Genomic DNA, 16601 nt, shown 5'->3' on the forward strand with positions numbered 1-16601 from the left:
ACTTTTCTCCTTAAAGGTAGCCATTTTCCTGGTACCACTTTATTGTTTTATCAATACTCTCTTTTAGGTCACTTTTATCTTCAAATCCCATCACTTCTTTTGCTTTTGAAACGTCAAACATTATATTATCATAGAACATGTTTAATCGACCTCTTGTAAGGATTGGTGGAGTTTTAACCCTTAGCATTGTCCATAATACTTCCATAACAAAAGCTACTGGATAAGTAATGTATTTAGGCAGGTTATAGGGTTTCTTCAAACCAGCACCTTCACAAAGCATGGTATATAGGTCATTCATAAGTATGGGGCTGGAATTACCAATAATAAGTGCTTCACAACCTTTAAAATCATAATGAATAGCCCTTTCGTATGCTTTAGCCAACTCTTTAACATATATAACGTGAAAATAATTAGAATTGCTGCCTGGTAAGAATTTCGCCCCTGATCTTACAGTATTCAAATAATCATAAAAGCCTGTTCCAAACTCCCTTTCACCAAAAACCCAAACGGGCTCAATAAAAAGCAAATCTATATTGTGCTTTTTTGCAAATTCTGAGGCTTTATCCTTAGCAATTCTTTTTGTATCTCTGTAATAATTCATTTTACATGGAAAGATACTATCAAGAAAATATTTATAATGGGAGTTTAGTGGAGATTTTTCATTTTTAGCAAGGGTAGAGTGTTCTTCTCCATATACTGAAATAGAGCTGGTAAGAATAATTTTTTTTACAGCATTAACCTTTGAGGCTTTTATTAAGTTTAGTGTTCCCTCAACATTTGATTGATAAAACAGGTCGTAATCGCCCCAATCCTTTGCATGAGCCGCTGTATGAATAACAGCTTCAACGTTTTGGGTCGCCTTATTAAGGGCATCACAATCTAATAAATCACCATAGACATATTCACAATCAATATGCTCAATATTTTTAAGGTTGCTATTTCTTCTAATCAGACATCTAACATCATGTCCCATTTCTATAAGTCTATCTAAAATATGACTGCCAATAAAACCATTGGCTCCTGTTAATAGTACCTTCAAGGCTTATTACCTCCAAACATTAGACCTCCGTTATGTCCTCCAAAGCCATAGGAAAGACTTATAGCTCTATTTATTGGAGTACTGAGGTTTTCATAGCTAGCATTCAAATTATCCATAATATCTTCCACAAAATTTCCATGAATTTTACCATGCTTAATACTATAGGCAGTTATTGCTGCTTCAAGTGCTCCACTGGCCCCTAGAGAATGACCTATAATCCCTTTGCTAGAGTTAATATAAGGCTGGGTATCCTTGTTTCCGAAAATTCTTCTAATTACATCTGCTTCAACAGCATCATTTAAGTCAGTTCCAGTACCATGGGTATTGATATAATCTATTTTTTCCTCTCCAATGAGTTTTCTTATTAATTCTTCAATTGAGTTTCCATCTTTGTTCATTTGTACTATACTATAGGAGTCGCTGTTTTTTTCATAGTTCAATATTTCGCAATATATTTCTGCACCTCTATTTTTAGCATGTTGATATTCTTCTAGAATCAAAGCACATCCAGCACCATCATTATATAAGAAGCCACTTCTGCTCCTAGAAAATGGCTTTCCATAACCATCATTATCTTTGTTAAGTGTGTCTAATATATCAAAGCCCCTCATAGTAGCTCCGGTTTCATCAACTAAACACTCTACTCCGCCACTTATAACTAAATTGCTTTCGCCTGATTTAATTCTTTTATAGGCTTCGCCTATGGCATATGTCCCCGAAGCACAGGCAGTATTGAGTGTGAAATTATCACCCATTACACCAAAAATAATTGATATCCAACTGGCTGGTGCATTGGTCATTATCATTGGAATTGTCAATCTATTATATTTTTCATTATCTATATTACCTAGATGCCCTTTAAAGGAATTAAATGCCACTTCTATACTTGTAAATCCCGTTCCAATAATAATAGCGGATTCCTCTAGCAAATGAGAATAATATCTTTTATCCTTTTCCATCAAGGAAATTTTTGCGTCTTTAAGGGCTAGATAAACTGCCAGAACCATTATTTTAGAAGCATTGCTCATCATCTTATCTAAAGTTCTTGAAAAACCAAACTCCTTCAGATTAATCTCAGGAGCAGGCACATAGTGTTTAGATTTGAATTCATAATTTTTCTGATATACCTCTGGTATAGGCTGTATTACACGTTTATTTTCAAAGATGCTTTCGAAAAACTCCTCACCTATACCTAATGCAGTAACCGGTGCAATTCCTGTTATTACAACTCTTCTCATTTACACCATCCTGTTCTTTTCAATATATTGATGGATTTCATTAATATAGATTTTTAAATCATCATAATCCCGCCCGCGAATATCAAAAGCCTTGAAGTCTATGTAACCACCATCAATTTTAATCAATCTTTCTTGGGATTTTGTAAAATGACCTATTTTATATATTTTAATTTTGTTTTCAACTATGTACTCAATTAGTTTAGCTTCCTGTGACTTTTCAACAGAAAATAGAAACTCATATTCTCCTGCTTCACCCATTATTAGTAGCTCCCTTGGAAGCTTTGATATTTTAGCTATTAATTTACTATATTTAATATAAGGTATTTCTTCGATTTTATAGCCTAATCCATTTAAGCCTGCAAGTGTGTTTAAAGTGTTTACTAAGCCATCACTTGTATCAATGCATACATTTCCATAGTTTGCAATAAGATGGTGAAAATTCACATGAGTATTGAATATCGAAGAATACTTTCCCTTAATCAATGGAATTATTGATTTATCCTTTAAAATACTGACTGCTGCATTTAAGTTGCCCTTACCCACCCTACCGCTTATGTATATGGGGTCTCCTTCCTTAGCACCTATTCTCATGACTTCTTTCTTCATACATTCTCCTATAACAGTGCAGGTAACTCTCCATTGGTTTGCTATTCCAAAATCGCCTCCTAGGAAAGCAATGTTATGAAGCTTTAGAAGGTCAGAAATTCCTTTACTGAAGGCTGTAATAAATCCATCATCCCATGAGCTATTTATAGTCATGCTGTGTAGAAAGAATATAGGTTTTGCTCCAACAGCAATAATATCACTAACTGCTCCTAATGCAATATTATAGCCCAGCTCATATGGATTATCTTCAATAAAAAAATCCTCTTGTGAAAACTCATCAGTATTTATGGCCAGCTTCATATTATGCAAATTAAAAATTTCACTATCGCTTTCAAAAACTTTATTTATTTGATTCTCTGATTTCGGCATAATAGCATTTATCATATTTATGTAATTATATTCTTTACTCACCCACAATCACATCCAAACCATCTTTGTTTATTTCTATTTTACATTCCAAGTAACCTTGATGGTCACCGTCAAATTCAACTTCGCTTACCTTATCCAAATCATATATTTCGATCTCTTTGCAGTAAAGCAAGCTAAAATTGTTATTGTCGACTATTTTTCCCGTATAAATAGCCCTTAACACAGACAACACATTTGATAATTTCAGTTCTTTAACAATTAATATATAAAATTGGGTTTTCATTTCTTCAATATTTCCATGGACTTTGATACCTGAAGCAATGTAAGGCGTGATTCCAACTGAGATATTATGTACATTATTATAAATATAGGTCTCACCATCCACCACCAACCTATAATCCTTTTTTCTGTAGCTTAATAGAGTGCCAATTAGGGATACCAATGTCCCACCGAAATCTCCCAATATTTTTCTTATGCCATTATTGGCATATGTAGCTAATTTTGATCCTAAGCCAATATTTGCACAGCATGCAAAATAAGCTGTTTTAGTCCCATCATTAATATTATTCTCCCTAAACTCAATTCGACCTATTTTAATTTGTTTGATTTGTGGTTTAATAATGTTATTTATTGCATCTTCAATATTTAAAGGAATGTTATAGGATTTACAAAAATCCGGGCTTGTTCCTGTGTAAATTATGCCTATTGCATTATTTGAATGTCTCTTCCCCTCTATATCAAAAAAACCATTAATTACTTTATTGATGGTGCCATCTCCACCAACAGCAACAATAACATCATAGTTTTTATTTTCAGCATAGGAGATTTCATAGGCGTTTTGGAGGGATGCTGTTATTCGATAATCAAAATTGATTTGATTATCCTTAAAGAAGTCTAATATTTTTTCGAAGGACTTCTGGCTTTTACCACCCTTTGAACCAGGATTTAAAATTATTAAATATTTCATCTATAACACCATTTCTCTTATTTTGTCTTCAAGCTTATTCATATCTTCTTCTCTAAGTCCTGCATTTGCAATTAATCTTATTCGCGATTGATTTTGGGGTACAGAGGGTGTGATAAAGGTTGTAGTTAATATTTTTTTACTATAGAAGTTTTTTGCAATTGTAAAAGCATTTTTTGAATTACCAGCCTTGATTGATGTTATAGGCATAGAAGTTTCTACTATATCAAATTTTAATTGCTTTAGTATGCTTTTAAGTCTACTTGAATTTCTATCTAATTTATTTTTTATTTGAGGGAATTCATTTGTAATAATATCAATTGTTTTATCTATTCCGCCTAAAACAGCTGGAACCAAGGCTGTAGAATATATTAGCTGTGGAAGATAGTATGAAATATACTCCATAAGCTCATTATTACCTGCAATTATACCACCTTGATTGGCCAATCCCTTTCCTAATGACGCAGTATAAATAATTTTGTCGTGTTCAGTCTTAATATCACTTAAAATACCCTTCCCCTGAGGGCCAATTATGCCAATTCCATGGGAGTCGTCTACAACCAAATAAGCTGAGTATTTCTTTGCGATTTCTATGTATTTATTAATATCTATTACTTCTCCCTCTGTGGAAAATACTGACTCAGTTACAATAAATACATTCTTATATTTCTCTCTCTTTTCCAGTAGTTTCTCAAGATGCAATATATTATTATGTAAAAACAATCTTATCTTTCCGCTGGTTGCTTGGGCTCCTTCAATCAAAGAAGAATGTGCATAATGATCAATCAATATTAAATCCTTTTCTTTAGTGATAGCTTTAAATAGTCCATTATTAGCTTGATAGCAAGATGGAAGTAACACAGCCCTATCTAAGTTAACAAATCTTGCCAGCTTAAATTGTACATTCTCATATAAATCAATGTATCCACTTGCAATGGGAGTACCACACATAGAAAGACCATATTTTTTTAATGCTACAATAGAATGCTTGACGATTCTTTCATCATTGGCCAAGCCTAGATAGTTATTGGAGGCCAAATCAATGTATTCTTCATCACCGATATTCACTGTGGTTTTGAGACCAGAATTCATCATCTTATAATATGGGTTAAAGTCAGTCTCCATTTCAAGTGATTTATCAACCTTCATTTAAGAACCCTTCCTTATATCAGATATTTTTTCAATAATATCTCTCACAGTAACAATATCCCTAAAGTCCTTATCATTTATTTCTAAATCCATCTCGTCCTCAAAAGCATTTAAAAGTATTGTAACTCCTAAAGAGTCCACTTCCAGATCGTCAAACAATTTACTATCTAAATTTACTTCTGTATCCGACTCAATATTTTCTTCAATAATTCTAATAATCTTTTTTTCTAGCTCCATTATTTCACCCCTTTTGTAAATTTATAGCATTTGCTTGCTACGCCTGTATCCGTCATAACGGCACAATAATTGCAGTTTATACATTTAAAGGTGTATTCCTGGCATTGGTTCAATGAATTCATTAAGTCTATTTCTGCCAAGAAAGGTCTACAAAGGCCAACATAGTCACAATAATTATTTTTTAATGCATCAACAATTGTTTTTTTAGTGCGAAATCCTCCCACTGATATAATTGGAGTATTGGTGTGCTCCTTTGCTAGCTTTGCATAATCTAGATTATATGCTTCACTATAGTCTTTCAATTTATTTTTATACCAAGGGAATATCACTTTTTTAGTTAAAGCTATCCTTAATGGATTGGTGCTATAGAATAAGGGGTTTTTATCTAATATCAATTGATAGGGTACATCCCCCCTAAAGATATTCAAGGCAAAATCCATTGTCCCGTAGCTTATTTCAATCATATGAAGACTTTTTGAATTTAGATACTTAATTAGATTTATAAATCTTTCTGTAGTAAATTTATCATCTATATCCACACCTCCGCTAATCTTTATTAGTAGAGGATATGCAGTTCCACATTTTTCTCTTATTCTATCGATGATTTCATCAAGAAATTTCACACCTAAGCCCAGTTCTTTAGATATACCATATTTATCTCTTCTATCATTTATGCCTTCTAGAAGAAACTGATGGATAAGATATCCATGGGCTCCATGAATTTGAACACCATCAAAGCCTGACTTCTTGGCTCTCAAAGCTGCTTCCCCAAATGATTCAACAATGCTTTCAATTTCCTGTATGGTAAGCTTTTTAGGTTTTTCCCTAAAATATACTGATCTTTTACTACTAGGGGATAAAAGTCTACTACCAGTAATATTACTTCTGCTTTGTCTTCCTGTATGGGCTATTTGCATATAAATTCGAGACCCATGTTCATGTACAATATGGCATAATTTTTTATAGTATTCAATTTTGTTATCATTATCTATTCCCGCCTGCCCTACATGCATCGCCCTTCCCTTAACATCAATAAAGGCAAAACCAGTAATTATATTTTTTACATTATTAACTGCTAGATCTTTGTAAAAGTCATAATACTGTTGAATGGGAAATCCATTAATATCACACAGGCCTTCATAAGTAGATGAGCTAAATATTTTACTGTTTAATTCATATTCCTTCATACAGACACCTACGCCTTATAATTGGTATGTAAATTAAAAATAAAACCAACAAGAATATAAGAAGAAATAAATAATACAAATGCTAGCTCAACATTGAATAGTGCTATTAGAGCTGCTTGTGAACATATACATGCTCTGAAATTTGTAATAAGTGAGTAATATGTTTTTTTCCCAATAGGATTTTTAAAATATAGTAAAGCAGTCCACATATGAAGAAAAAAGGATAATACAGCTAAAATAATAAATGCTTTATTTGCTCTTGCAATTATCATATCATTCATATAAATAAAGGCAAACAGTAAATATGGAATAAAGGATGCAACTAATCCTATGGTTCTTGCTTTTCTTAGTCCTTTAGCTACAATAATTGTTTTTTTATTTGATCTTTTATCACCTTTATAATCTTTAAAATATGTAAAATATGTCATTAAACTATTAATTATTACTATAATCAACCAAACCGAAACTCTGCTTTTAGTGAAATAGGGCTCTCCAATGGGTCCTGAAGCTAAAAATCCAAAAACAGGGGTCATGCTAATCATTAACCCAAAGCTAATATTACCCATTATCCCATGACCCTTTGCATATTCATATATTATGTTCAATAGCACCCCCAAAATCAGTGGAATTAATGCAATTGGCTCAAGCCAGAAATATGTTATAACACCCGTCAAAAATATTAGTATGCCAGACACTGACAGTGCCCATTTTACAGGTAATTCTCCTGTCACCATGGGTCTACTTGGTGCATTTAATTTATCTTCCTTTAAACCTAAATAATCATTTATAATTTGATTAATCCCCCAGCTTAAAAATAGTAAAAGTAATATAATAAACTTCCTACTCATACTAGGTGCGATTTCTCCAGTATCAAAATCATTTGCTATATGCTCATAAAACGCTACACCCAACCATCCGGGTATACCAGTAACAAATGCATAGTATAATCGCATTGATTTTATGTATGCTTTAATTCTACTGAACATCATATGCCCCCTTAACTTATAGTAAAACCTCTATAGCTTTAAAAAAAACCATAATTTATTATTATAGTTCCTTTTATTCTACATCAACGCCTTTTTGACCTTCTAAGTAAATCAAAATCAGTTAACATTCCAGAAAAAATAATAAAATAGTAGGATATATTGGTTGCTGCAGCGAAAGTATAATACTAATTATCCAAAACTTGGTTATTTGGTTATATTATAAATGCTTAGGATATTTGATTATCCTAAGCATTTATCAGACTATATCTATTTTGTAAATCTTGTTTCATTACTCTTCACCAACACTAGTTGACAAAAATACACTGGGTCTTTTTACCCTTGTGTCCTGTTTTACTCCCATTCTACTGTTGATGGCGGCTTTGAGGTAATATCATATACTATTCTATTTACTCCCTCAACTTCATTTACGATCCTTCTAGACATTTTTTCTAACACTTCAAATGGAATGCGAGCCCAGTCTGCCGTCATGGCATCTGAACTGGTGATTGCTCTAATTCCTACAGTGTGGGCGTAGGTTCTTTCATCCCCCATAACACCAACACTCATGATACCAGGTAAAACTGCAAAATATTGCCATATTTGTCTATCTAATCCTGCACTCTTAATCTCATCTCTTACAATGGCATCTGCTTCTCGAACTATTTCTAATTTTTCTTCTGTAATCTCCCCTAAAACTCTGACTGCTAAGCCTGGTCCTGGGAATGGTTGTCTCCAGACTATTTCCTCAGGTAAGCCTAACTCAGTACCTACAGCCCGCACCTCATCCTTAAAAAGGAACTTAAATGGCTCTATCAGGTGGAAATCCATATCTTCTGGAAGTCCGCCTACATTATGATGACTTTTTATTACAGCAGCAGTTTCTGTACCGCTCTCAATAATATCGGGATATAGGGTCCCTTGAACTAGAAAATCAATCTTACCTAATTTTTTAGCTTCTTCCTCAAATAATCGAATGAATTCTTCTCCTATAATCTTTCTTTTTCTTTCGGGATCACTAACTCCAGCCAATTTTCCTAAAAATCTGTCCTTAGCATTCACTCTAATAAAATTAATTTTAAACTTATTTTTAAATATATCCTCAACCCAGTCACCTTCATTTTTTCGCAGCAACCCATGATCGACAAAAACACAGGTTAAATTGTCACCAATAGCCTGATGTACCAGCACAGCTGCTACTGAAGAATCAACACCTCCAGACAAGGCGCAGAGTACCTTTCTATCTCCAACCTTTTCTCTAATGTAACTGATTTCTTCTTCAATATAATTCTTCATAGTCCAGCTACCCTTACAACCACAAATCTCATAAAGAAAGTTCCTTATCATTTCACTGCCCTTTTGTGTATGCTCAACCTCTGGATGAAATTGAACTGCATATAACTTAGCAGAATGGTTCTCCATTGCCGCTACAGGACAATCTGTAGTTGTTGCTGTAACTTTAAAATCTACAGGTGCCTCTTCAATAAAATCTGTATGACTCATCCAGCATATTGTATTTTGTTCAATATCCTTAAAGAGCAAAGATTTTTCATTTATATTTAAGGCTGTCTTTCCATACTCTCTATTTTTAGCCCGATTTACCTTGCCACCCAGTGCTGTTGCAATAAGCTGCCCTCCATAGCAAATACCTAAAATAGGTATCCCAAGCTTAAATATATCTTCATGACATTTTGGCGCAGTTTCACCATACACACTGGCTGGACCTCCTGTGAAAATAATACCTGTAGGGTTCTTTTTCTTAATTTCTTCAACTGAAATTTTATAAGGCACTACCTCACAATAGACATTAAATTCTCTAACCCTTCGTGCAATTAATTGGTTATATTGGCCACCGAAATCTAAAATTAATATTAATTCGTTGTTCATAGAATTCATCCTTTCATATCTCAATTAGTAATTAGTAATGAGTAATGAGTAATTACAGTTGAAATTTGCTGAGGAAATTTCTTCTTTAACTCAATATTTAACATTCATCACTCAACATAAAAATTTTTTTACTCATTAATACTATAGTTGGGTGCTTCTTTAGTTATTGTTATATCGTGGGGATGACTTTCCTTTAACCCGGCGCCAGTAATTCTAATAAATTTGCCATTTTTCTTTAAGTCTTCAATTGTTTCTGCTCCACAGTATCCCATTCCAGACCTTAGACCACCAATCAATTGGTAAACTGTATCCTTAAGAGGGCCTTTATATGGTACCTTACCTTCTACACCCTCTGGAACGAATTTTTTGTTTTCTTCTTGGAAGTATCTATCCTTGCTACCCATCTTCATAGCAGCTATTGAACCCATTCCCCTATAGGACTTAAAGCTTCTGCCTTTAAAAATAATAGTTTCCCCAGGGCTTTCTTCAGTTCCAGCCAGCAATGATCCAATCATCACGATATTAGCACCCGCAGCTATCGCCTTAGGAATATCACCAGAATACTTAATTCCACCGTCCGCAATAATTGGAACACCATAATCCTTGGCTGCTTTAGCACAATCATAGATTGCAGTAATTTGCGGAACTCCAATTCCAGCAACTACTCGGGTGGTACAAATTGACCCGGGTCCGATTCCCACCTTAACAGCATCAGCTCCAGCTTCTATCAATTCAACAGTGGCCTCTGCTGTTGCAACATTTCCTGCTATCAATTGTACATCGGGATACTTTGACTTAATGCTTCGCACTGCATCAATAACTCCTTTTGAATGTCCATGGGCAGTATCCACTACAATTACATCAACCTTGGCATTAACAAGTGCATTTACTCTTTCCATCATGTCTTTGGTAATTCCTACTGCGGCACCAGCAAGCAATCTACCTTGACTATCCTTTGCAGAATTAGGATATTTTATGGCCTTCTCTATATCTTTAATAGTAATTAAGCCCTTAAGCATGCCATTTCCATCTACTATAGGTAGTTTTTCAATTTTGTGCTTCATTAATATTTTTTGGGCTTCCTCCATAGTAATTCCTTCAATTGCTGTCACTAGGTTATCCTTAGTCATTACCTCAGATATTAGTCTTTGGTAGTTGGTTTCGAATCTTATATCTCTATTTGTTATTATACCCACCAGTTTACCCTTGGTGGTGATTGGTACACCTGAAATATGATAGCGTTCCATCAATTCTAAAGCATCTGAAATTATATGCTGAGGACTTAAATAGAAGGGGTCAACAATTACTCCATGTTCGCTTCGTTTAACCTTGTCTACCTCCAAAGCTTGTTCTTCAATAGACATATTTTTATGAATAATTCCAACGCCGCCTTCTCTTGCCATAGAAATTGCCATTTTACCTTCTGTAACGGTATCCATTCCAGAGCTTATTATTGGAATATTTAACTTAAGATTTTTTGTTAGATAGGATGTTATATCAACTTGATGGGGTAATATTTCTGATTTAGCTGGAATTAATAGCACATCGTCAAAGGTTAAACCTTCCTTTAAAAATTTTTCTTCCATTCATGTATCCTCCTTTTATATTTGAAATTAACAGTAAATTATTAAAAGCTTTTCCCTAATAAAAAATGATATACGCCTCTTTTAAGATAAATAAAAACCCATATAATAATTACCTCATAAGAGTGAAATTATTATATGGGTTAAAAATGCATAATCCAAAAACTATACAGCAATCATTATATAGTTCAAGTACTTATAAAATATAATAACTCCACCCATAGTCAAATGATTTCCGGTCATTTGGTAGAAACAGCCGATCCATATTATCGGTATTATATGAGTGAATCATTTATTAAATTGTTATATTATAAAATATCAAAAGGCTATATGTATGTCAAGCATAAATTTATTAATAAAAATTAATCATTAGAATATTAGACCTTATGCTTGATTATAGCATAGCTAAAATATTAATACTACTTTCTGCCTGCCCTACATCCTTATAATTAATTATTTATATACATATATTGTTCTTTTTGCAAGTTTAATGCTTTTACCATCCGATACAATAAATGTTATAATAATTATAACTATATTTTTAGGAGGTAATCATAATGGGAGCTAGAATGTTCTTTGGTGGCTTTGGATTGATTTGGGTTTTAATAAATATTGGACTTTTCGCTTATATGATTTATCTATTCCATACTTTAGCAATGTCAAATAAGAAAATTGCTGATACTCTTGAGCATATTTTGATAACATTGGAAAGTAAGAAAAAAGAATAAACACGGTTTTGCCGTATTTATTCTTTTGCTTTTTTTGAATTACTCTTTGATATGAACTTTTCTAATTCTATAATGTATCTGTCATGGCTACCTTCGCCGATTTTTTCTCTTTCATCGAAGGCCTCCACCTTAAAGTTTATTTTCTTCCTATCAATATCTATAACTTCTGCAATAGCATATACCTTCATTCCTATTGGTGTTGCAGCTAAATGACTAACATTCACATTGGTGCCAACAGTTCCGTAGCCATTAGGCAAATGAGGTTCAATAGCCTCCATCGCTGCCTTTTCCATTAAGCCTATCATCAAGGGTGTAGCCAATACCTTAACTCCGCCACTACCAAATTCTTCAGCAGTGTCCTTTTGCGCAACAATAATTTCAACCCTTGCCTTCATTCCCACCTCAAGGTTAAATTCATTCATTATCTCACCTCTTTTTCTCTAGTAATCTCTACATATTGTGGTTTTCTTTTATTCAATATTCCTGTTGAATTTATTTTTCTAAAAACCAATAGACATATCCACATTTATCACAAATATAATTTTGAGCAGCCTGATTTGCCCAATCAAATCCTAAAAAAGTAGCACCGGCAGTATTCATTAATGTCTCCCTTTTCCAAAATTCATCATAGCCACAAACAGGACAAACTAAGTTATTACCTGCCACTTGTACCTTTTCACTTTTAGCCATTTTTAAACTCTCCTTTTTTTGATATTTATTTCATTATTTCACTAATTTCTTTTAATCTTTGGATGATTGGTAGTTTTTGTGTACATAGCTTTTCACAGGCACCGCAAGCTATACATTCAGCTGCTAATGCATCTTCTTTAATATTACCCTTATCCTTCAACCTATTAATATGATTTTTCATTGCTTCTTTTCCATCTAAAATAGACAAATTATATGCTTCAAGATAGTTATGTATCATTATTTTCTTAGGACATTTTAAACAATATCCACAGGTAGTACATAGAGAATTCATTTCTTCTCCTATTCTACTTTGAATTTCCTTCATTTTATCATCAGAAACCGCGAGAGGGTAATTAGTTACATTAATATTTTCTTCCACTTCCTCCAATGTGCCCATTCCAGCCAACACAACAGTAATTCCTTTTTGAGCTGCATTAAATCTTAAGGCAGCCTGACTAACACTTTCCCCTTCACCTTCCTTTAAAAAGCTAAAATACTTATCATTTTGTGGAATCAGTCCTCCACCAAGAGGATTCATAGTAACAACTCCAATATTTTTTTCTATAGCTGCGTATACCCCTTCTTGACGATATGGATGGTTTATAACATTGTATCCTAGTAATACACCCTCAAAAACATCATCCTCAATTATCCTTCTAATATCTTCACCCCTACAGTGGGTAGAAAATACCAAATGCTCTATCAAGCCTTCCTCTTTAGCCTTAAGTGCTCCTTCATAGGCTCCACCTGGCGCCATAACCTTTTGGTATTGATTTAGGTCCATTATGCACCACATGTGGAAAAAATTAATTTTATCAATACCCATTCTCTCTAATGAGTTTTCTATTCGCCAACGAACCTTATCGGCAGTATCTTCTTTATTTACAGAGCTCTTGGTAGAAACAAAATAGTCTTTAGGCATTTTTTTAAATGCTTTACCAAAAATAAATTCGCTTCTGTCGTTACAATAAAAGGGCGCTGTATCAAAATAATTAATACCTAGCTCATTAGCTCTGCGTACCACTTCTGCTGAATAATCTTCATCTTCTCCAAATCGCATTCCACCAAAGCCTATTACAGAAACCTTCTTTCCTGTTTTTCCATACTCTCTATATATCATAGATCCAGCCTCCTTAGTATATGTACATAATAATATTATACAGAAAAATTATTTTTTTTCCAATTAACATTGTCTTTTAATTATAGAGATTAAGTAATTTCTTTCTCATGTGTTTAAAATTCAATTTGTTCTGTATTTAATTGGGTATTTTACTTGTTTTTCTATCATTCAGCATACAACATTTAACATTCAACATTTTATAAATCTATTATGCAATTCTATTGTATTCCCTTTATTTACTGGTTATATGAAGTTCTATATCTCCTTATACTATTAAAGATGTAGCAGAATTATTGTACAAAGGAGGGTAAATATGCAGTATAATAATCCAAATCAAAACATGCAAGGAAATCAACAGCAAAATATGCAAGGTGGACAAAATCAAGGAAATAAACAGCTGGATTCTCCAAACCTAAAAGTCTTAGAGGATCAATTGAATTATGAGTCAATGATGACCAAAAAATTCACTAATTATGCCGAATATTGTACTGATACTGAGTTAAAAAACCTTTGTCAGCAAGCAGCACAAAAACACAAACAGCATTTTAATGAGTTGTTAAATTATCTTAATGGATATCAATAATAGAATTAGTAATCATTAAGGAGGTAATACCTATGAATCATCATAGATCCTTTTCAGAAAAAGAACTGATGAATGACTTACTGACATCAGAAAAGCAGGTTTGTTCTGCATATAACGTTGGAATAACTGAATCTTCATGTAGCAATTTAAGACAACATCTTACAAGCTGCTTAAATGATAGCCAACAAATTCAATATCAAATTTTTGATGCTATGCGTCAAAGAGGCTGGTACCAAATCAAAAAAGCAAATTCTCAAGATGTTATGAGCGCTAAGACTAAATATAATCAAGAAAAAACACAGCTTCAATAGCAAATAAAAATAACCGGGTCTCATGGATTTTTCCTATGATTACCCGGTTATTATTTGAATCCTTCTCTATTCCACAGTTCTTCTAACATACTGCTCAGACTCTCAAATCCTTTCAACTGCGATACAAACAAAATCAAATTCAAATTCAAATTCATTTCAACGCATAATATTTTGATACGAAATACATCTTACATCTTACATCTTACATCTTACATCTTACATCTTACATCTTACATCTTACATCTTACATCTTAAATCTAAATTCTAAATTCTAAATTCTAAATTCTAAATTCTAAATTCTAAATTCTAAATCCAAAACCTAAATCCTAAATCCTAAATCCTAAATCTTAAATCTTAAATCTTAAATCTTAAATCTTAAATCTTAAATCTTAGATCTTAAATCTTAATTCTTAAATCTTAATTCTTAAATCTTAAATCTTAATTCTTAATTCTTAATTCTTAAACCTTAATTCTTAAACCTTAATTCTTTAAACAACTTCACACTTCTACTAATCAAATTTCCTTCAACCTTTTCTTCTACACCTGAACTGCTTCTTAGAGAAGGATTCATGGGAAGAAGTGTTATCTTCTTCTTGTTCTTATTATATCACCTTTTTTGCTATTTTACAATCTTTTTTCATAATTTTCTGATTTTTGCTGATGGTAATTTTTTACACTAAAAGATAAAAAGCACACCGTTACTTATGATACGATTCGCCGTAACGGGTATAACGGCGGTTTTTTTATTAGAATAAAGCTATTATATCATTCCTTAAGGTATCAATCTACAATCCTCAATCTTAAAATCTCCAAAGTTTGTTAATTCAAGTTCAGGGCAATCCAACAAAATATCTTCCTTAATTTTAAACACTTTTTTATCCCTTCATCTCCTCACTATTAAGAATACTAATAAATTCTTCTTTTACTTTGTCTACCTCAAATAATAGTCCAATATGTCCCGCATCGTAGCTAATATTATGTTTGCTTTTAAAAAAGTTTCTTAATTCTTGGACCCTTCTAAATCTAATTAACTTATCATATTTACCACCTATTGATATTACCTTTTCTGGAGGAATAATCGAATCATAATCTAATAATTCTATAGGTCTATACAGTTCTTCAAAATCAATTCCATTTTGAATCCACTTCTGCTTTTTCTCATTAAGACCCGGACATACAGTTAAATATTTCAAAGTTTCTGGCATACGGGCTCCCGCTTGCCCCATACAGTATAAGTCTGCTCTGTTATCGCATGTACCTAAAAAACTAATTATATGTCCTCCCAAACTAAATCCTGCAACAATAACTTTTTCATAATTTTCCTTTGCATAGGATATAACCTGTGACACATCATGCACCCCTTGTCTGAAACCCTCTATTGTAACAATAGGATATGAATCAAAAATGTAGGCTCCTGAATAGGGTTGATGCTCGGGACTTCTTCTCATATGATAGGGTAAATGTACAGCTAATATTTCTATATTTGGATTTTCAGCAATTAGAGGACTAAACAAATACTTTATTTCCTTATCATAACTCCTTTCAGAGAAACCATGAAGATAAATAATACATGTTTTAAATTTATTAATATTCTTACTACTAACTCTTTCAAAGTATATATTGTTATTAGTAGGTAAAGATTCATATGTTTTTTCAAATTCATCTATAGGTTTATATTTGGATTTCATACTATATATACTGATTTCAAGATTTGATTTTTCTTTTAACTCAATAAATTTAGGAGAACTATAATATTCACATTTACTAAATACGTTTAATCTAGAATACATTGATTTTATCTTGTTAGCATCAAATCCTCTGCAGTTATGAAATTTTGCTGTATTTTCTTTTTTTCTGTTTATATATTTAAAAAAATTCACCCCTAAATTCTCTATTGTATTAGATAATAATCTGTTCATTTAAGACC

The 16601-nt window shown here is 32.7% G+C and carries 17 protein-coding genes and 1 riboswitch; of the genes, 3 read left to right on the top strand and 14 right to left on the bottom strand.

The window, feature by feature from the left end:
• Nucleotides 1-10: 10 nt before the first annotated feature.
• The 10 genes from BLP68_RS11080 to guaB all read right to left on the bottom strand — a co-directional run bounded on the left by BLP68_RS11080 (nucleotide 11) and on the right by guaB (nucleotide 11245).
• Entirely contained in the window at nucleotides 11-1039 is a 1029-nt protein-coding gene (locus BLP68_RS11080) for an NAD-dependent epimerase/dehydratase family protein (RefSeq protein WP_091543416.1), read from the bottom strand.
• A complete protein-coding gene (locus BLP68_RS11085) occupies nucleotides 1036-2277 on the bottom strand; it encodes a beta-ketoacyl-[acyl-carrier-protein] synthase family protein (protein ID WP_091543417.1) in 1242 nt (413 codons plus the stop codon). Before BLP68_RS11085 ends, BLP68_RS11080 begins: the two co-directional genes overlap by 4 nt.
• Entirely contained in the window at nucleotides 2278-3294 is a 1017-nt protein-coding gene (locus tag BLP68_RS11090) for an AIR synthase related protein (protein ID WP_091543418.1), read from the bottom strand.
• On the bottom strand, nucleotides 3287-4219 hold the full coding sequence (locus tag BLP68_RS11095; protein ID WP_091543420.1) for a diacylglycerol/lipid kinase family protein: 933 nt from the start codon (nucleotides 4217-4219) through the stop codon (nucleotides 3287-3289). The genes BLP68_RS11090 and BLP68_RS11095 overlap by 8 nt, the downstream gene beginning before the upstream one ends.
• Nucleotides 4220-5365, bottom strand: coding sequence for an aminotransferase class I/II-fold pyridoxal phosphate-dependent enzyme (locus BLP68_RS11100; protein WP_091543421.1), 1146 nt, complete (start codon nucleotides 5363-5365; stop codon nucleotides 4220-4222).
• Complete coding sequence (locus tag BLP68_RS11105; RefSeq protein WP_091543423.1) at nucleotides 5366-5602, bottom strand: acyl carrier protein; 237 nt, start codon at nucleotides 5600-5602, stop codon at nucleotides 5366-5368.
• Nucleotides 5602-6789 (bottom strand): NADH:flavin oxidoreductase, encoded by a 1188-nt coding sequence (locus tag BLP68_RS11110; protein WP_091543425.1) that lies wholly within the window; start codon nucleotides 6787-6789, stop codon nucleotides 5602-5604. Before BLP68_RS11110 ends, BLP68_RS11105 begins: the two co-directional genes overlap by 1 nt.
• 8 nt (nucleotides 6790-6797) lie before the next feature.
• Nucleotides 6798-7775 (bottom strand): UbiA family prenyltransferase, encoded by a 978-nt coding sequence (locus BLP68_RS11115; protein ID WP_091543426.1) that lies wholly within the window; start codon nucleotides 7773-7775, stop codon nucleotides 6798-6800.
• 351 nt (nucleotides 7776-8126) lie between these two features.
• Complete coding sequence (guaA, locus tag BLP68_RS11120; protein ID WP_091543428.1) at nucleotides 8127-9659, bottom strand: glutamine-hydrolyzing GMP synthase; 1533 nt, start codon at nucleotides 9657-9659, stop codon at nucleotides 8127-8129.
• Between the two features lie 128 nt (nucleotides 9660-9787).
• Complete coding sequence (gene guaB / locus BLP68_RS11125; protein WP_091543429.1) at nucleotides 9788-11245, bottom strand: IMP dehydrogenase; 1458 nt, start codon at nucleotides 11243-11245, stop codon at nucleotides 9788-9790.
• A 198-nt stretch (nucleotides 11246-11443) separates the two neighbouring features.
• Nucleotides 11444-11545: riboswitch (purine riboswitch) on the bottom strand.
• Nucleotides 11546-11799: 254 nt separating this feature from the next.
• Between guaB and BLP68_RS21760 the strand changes: the two genes are divergently transcribed.
• Complete coding sequence (locus tag BLP68_RS21760; RefSeq protein ID WP_176758982.1) at nucleotides 11800-11970, top strand: hypothetical protein; 171 nt, start codon at nucleotides 11800-11802, stop codon at nucleotides 11968-11970.
• Between the two features lie 17 nt (nucleotides 11971-11987).
• On the opposite strand, the gene BLP68_RS11130 is transcribed toward BLP68_RS21760, so the two are convergent.
• The 3 genes from BLP68_RS11130 to BLP68_RS11140 form a co-directional block, all read right to left on the bottom strand.
• Entirely contained in the window at nucleotides 11988-12392 is a 405-nt protein-coding gene (locus tag BLP68_RS11130) for a thioesterase family protein (protein ID WP_091543431.1), read from the bottom strand.
• A gap of 70 nt (nucleotides 12393-12462) precedes the next feature.
• Complete coding sequence (locus BLP68_RS11135; RefSeq protein WP_091543432.1) at nucleotides 12463-12660, bottom strand: hypothetical protein; 198 nt, start codon at nucleotides 12658-12660, stop codon at nucleotides 12463-12465.
• Between the two features lie 25 nt (nucleotides 12661-12685).
• Nucleotides 12686-13780: an aldo/keto reductase gene (locus BLP68_RS11140; RefSeq protein WP_091543434.1), complete on the bottom strand. Its 1095-nt coding sequence runs from the start codon at nucleotides 13778-13780 to the stop codon at nucleotides 12686-12688.
• Nucleotides 13781-14093: 313 nt separating this feature from the next.
• Here BLP68_RS11140 and BLP68_RS11145 point away from each other — a divergent pair, with 313 nt between their 5' ends.
• A complete protein-coding gene (locus BLP68_RS11145; protein ID WP_242876965.1) occupies nucleotides 14094-14363 on the top strand; it encodes a hypothetical protein in 270 nt (89 codons plus the stop codon).
• A 32-nt stretch (nucleotides 14364-14395) separates the two neighbouring features.
• On the top strand, nucleotides 14396-14674 hold the full coding sequence (locus BLP68_RS11150; RefSeq protein ID WP_091543436.1) for a spore coat protein: 279 nt from the start codon (nucleotides 14396-14398) through the stop codon (nucleotides 14672-14674).
• An 875-nt stretch (nucleotides 14675-15549) separates the two neighbouring features.
• Here BLP68_RS11150 and BLP68_RS11155 read toward each other — a convergent pair.
• Nucleotides 15550-16593, bottom strand: a complete 1044-nt coding sequence (locus tag BLP68_RS11155) for an alpha/beta hydrolase family protein (protein ID WP_091543438.1) — start codon at nucleotides 16591-16593, stop codon at nucleotides 15550-15552.
• Nucleotides 16594-16601: the final 8 nt, after the last annotated feature.

Source organism: Alkaliphilus peptidifermentans DSM 18978 (assembly GCF_900101495.1).
Lineage (GTDB): Bacteria > Bacillota > Clostridia > Peptostreptococcales > Natronincolaceae > Alkaliphilus_C > Alkaliphilus_C peptidifermentans.

Excerpts from the sequence above, each read along its gene's own strand:
- BLP68_RS11085 (WP_091543417.1), bottom strand. The coding sequence starts at position 2,277 with ATGAGAAGAGTTGTAATAACAGGAATTGCACCGGTTACTGCATTAGGT.
- BLP68_RS11095 (WP_091543420.1), bottom strand. The coding sequence starts at position 4,219 with ATGAAATATTTAATAATTTTAAATCCTGGTTCAAAGGGTGGTAAAAGC.
- BLP68_RS11100 (WP_091543421.1), bottom strand. The coding sequence starts at position 5,365 with ATGAAGGTTGATAAATCACTTGAAATGGAGACTGACTTTAACCCATAT.
- BLP68_RS11105 (WP_091543423.1), bottom strand. The coding sequence starts at position 5,602 with ATGGAGCTAGAAAAAAAGATTATTAGAATTATTGAAGAAAATATTGAG.
- BLP68_RS11110 (WP_091543425.1), bottom strand. The coding sequence starts at position 6,789 with ATGAAGGAATATGAATTAAACAGTAAAATATTTAGCTCATCTACTTAT.
- BLP68_RS11115 (WP_091543426.1), bottom strand. The coding sequence starts at position 7,775 with ATGTTCAGTAGAATTAAAGCATACATAAAATCAATGCGATTATACTAT.
- guaA (WP_091543428.1), bottom strand. The coding sequence starts at position 9,659 with ATGAACAACGAATTAATATTAATTTTAGATTTCGGTGGCCAATATAAC.
- guaB (WP_091543429.1), bottom strand. The coding sequence starts at position 11,245 with ATGGAAGAAAAATTTTTAAAGGAAGGTTTAACCTTTGACGATGTGCTA.
- BLP68_RS21760 (WP_176758982.1), top strand. The coding sequence starts at position 11,800 with ATGGGAGCTAGAATGTTCTTTGGTGGCTTTGGATTGATTTGGGTTTTA.
- BLP68_RS11130 (WP_091543431.1), bottom strand. The coding sequence starts at position 12,392 with ATGAATGAATTTAACCTTGAGGTGGGAATGAAGGCAAGGGTTGAAATT.
- BLP68_RS11135 (WP_091543432.1), bottom strand. The coding sequence starts at position 12,660 with ATGGCTAAAAGTGAAAAGGTACAAGTGGCAGGTAATAACTTAGTTTGT.
- BLP68_RS11140 (WP_091543434.1), bottom strand. The coding sequence starts at position 13,780 with ATGATATATAGAGAGTATGGAAAAACAGGAAAGAAGGTTTCTGTAATA.
- BLP68_RS11145 (WP_242876965.1), top strand. The coding sequence starts at position 14,094 with ATGCAGTATAATAATCCAAATCAAAACATGCAAGGAAATCAACAGCAA.
- BLP68_RS11150 (WP_091543436.1), top strand. The coding sequence starts at position 14,396 with ATGAATCATCATAGATCCTTTTCAGAAAAAGAACTGATGAATGACTTA.
- BLP68_RS11155 (WP_091543438.1), bottom strand. The coding sequence starts at position 16,593 with ATGAACAGATTATTATCTAATACAATAGAGAATTTAGGGGTGAATTTT.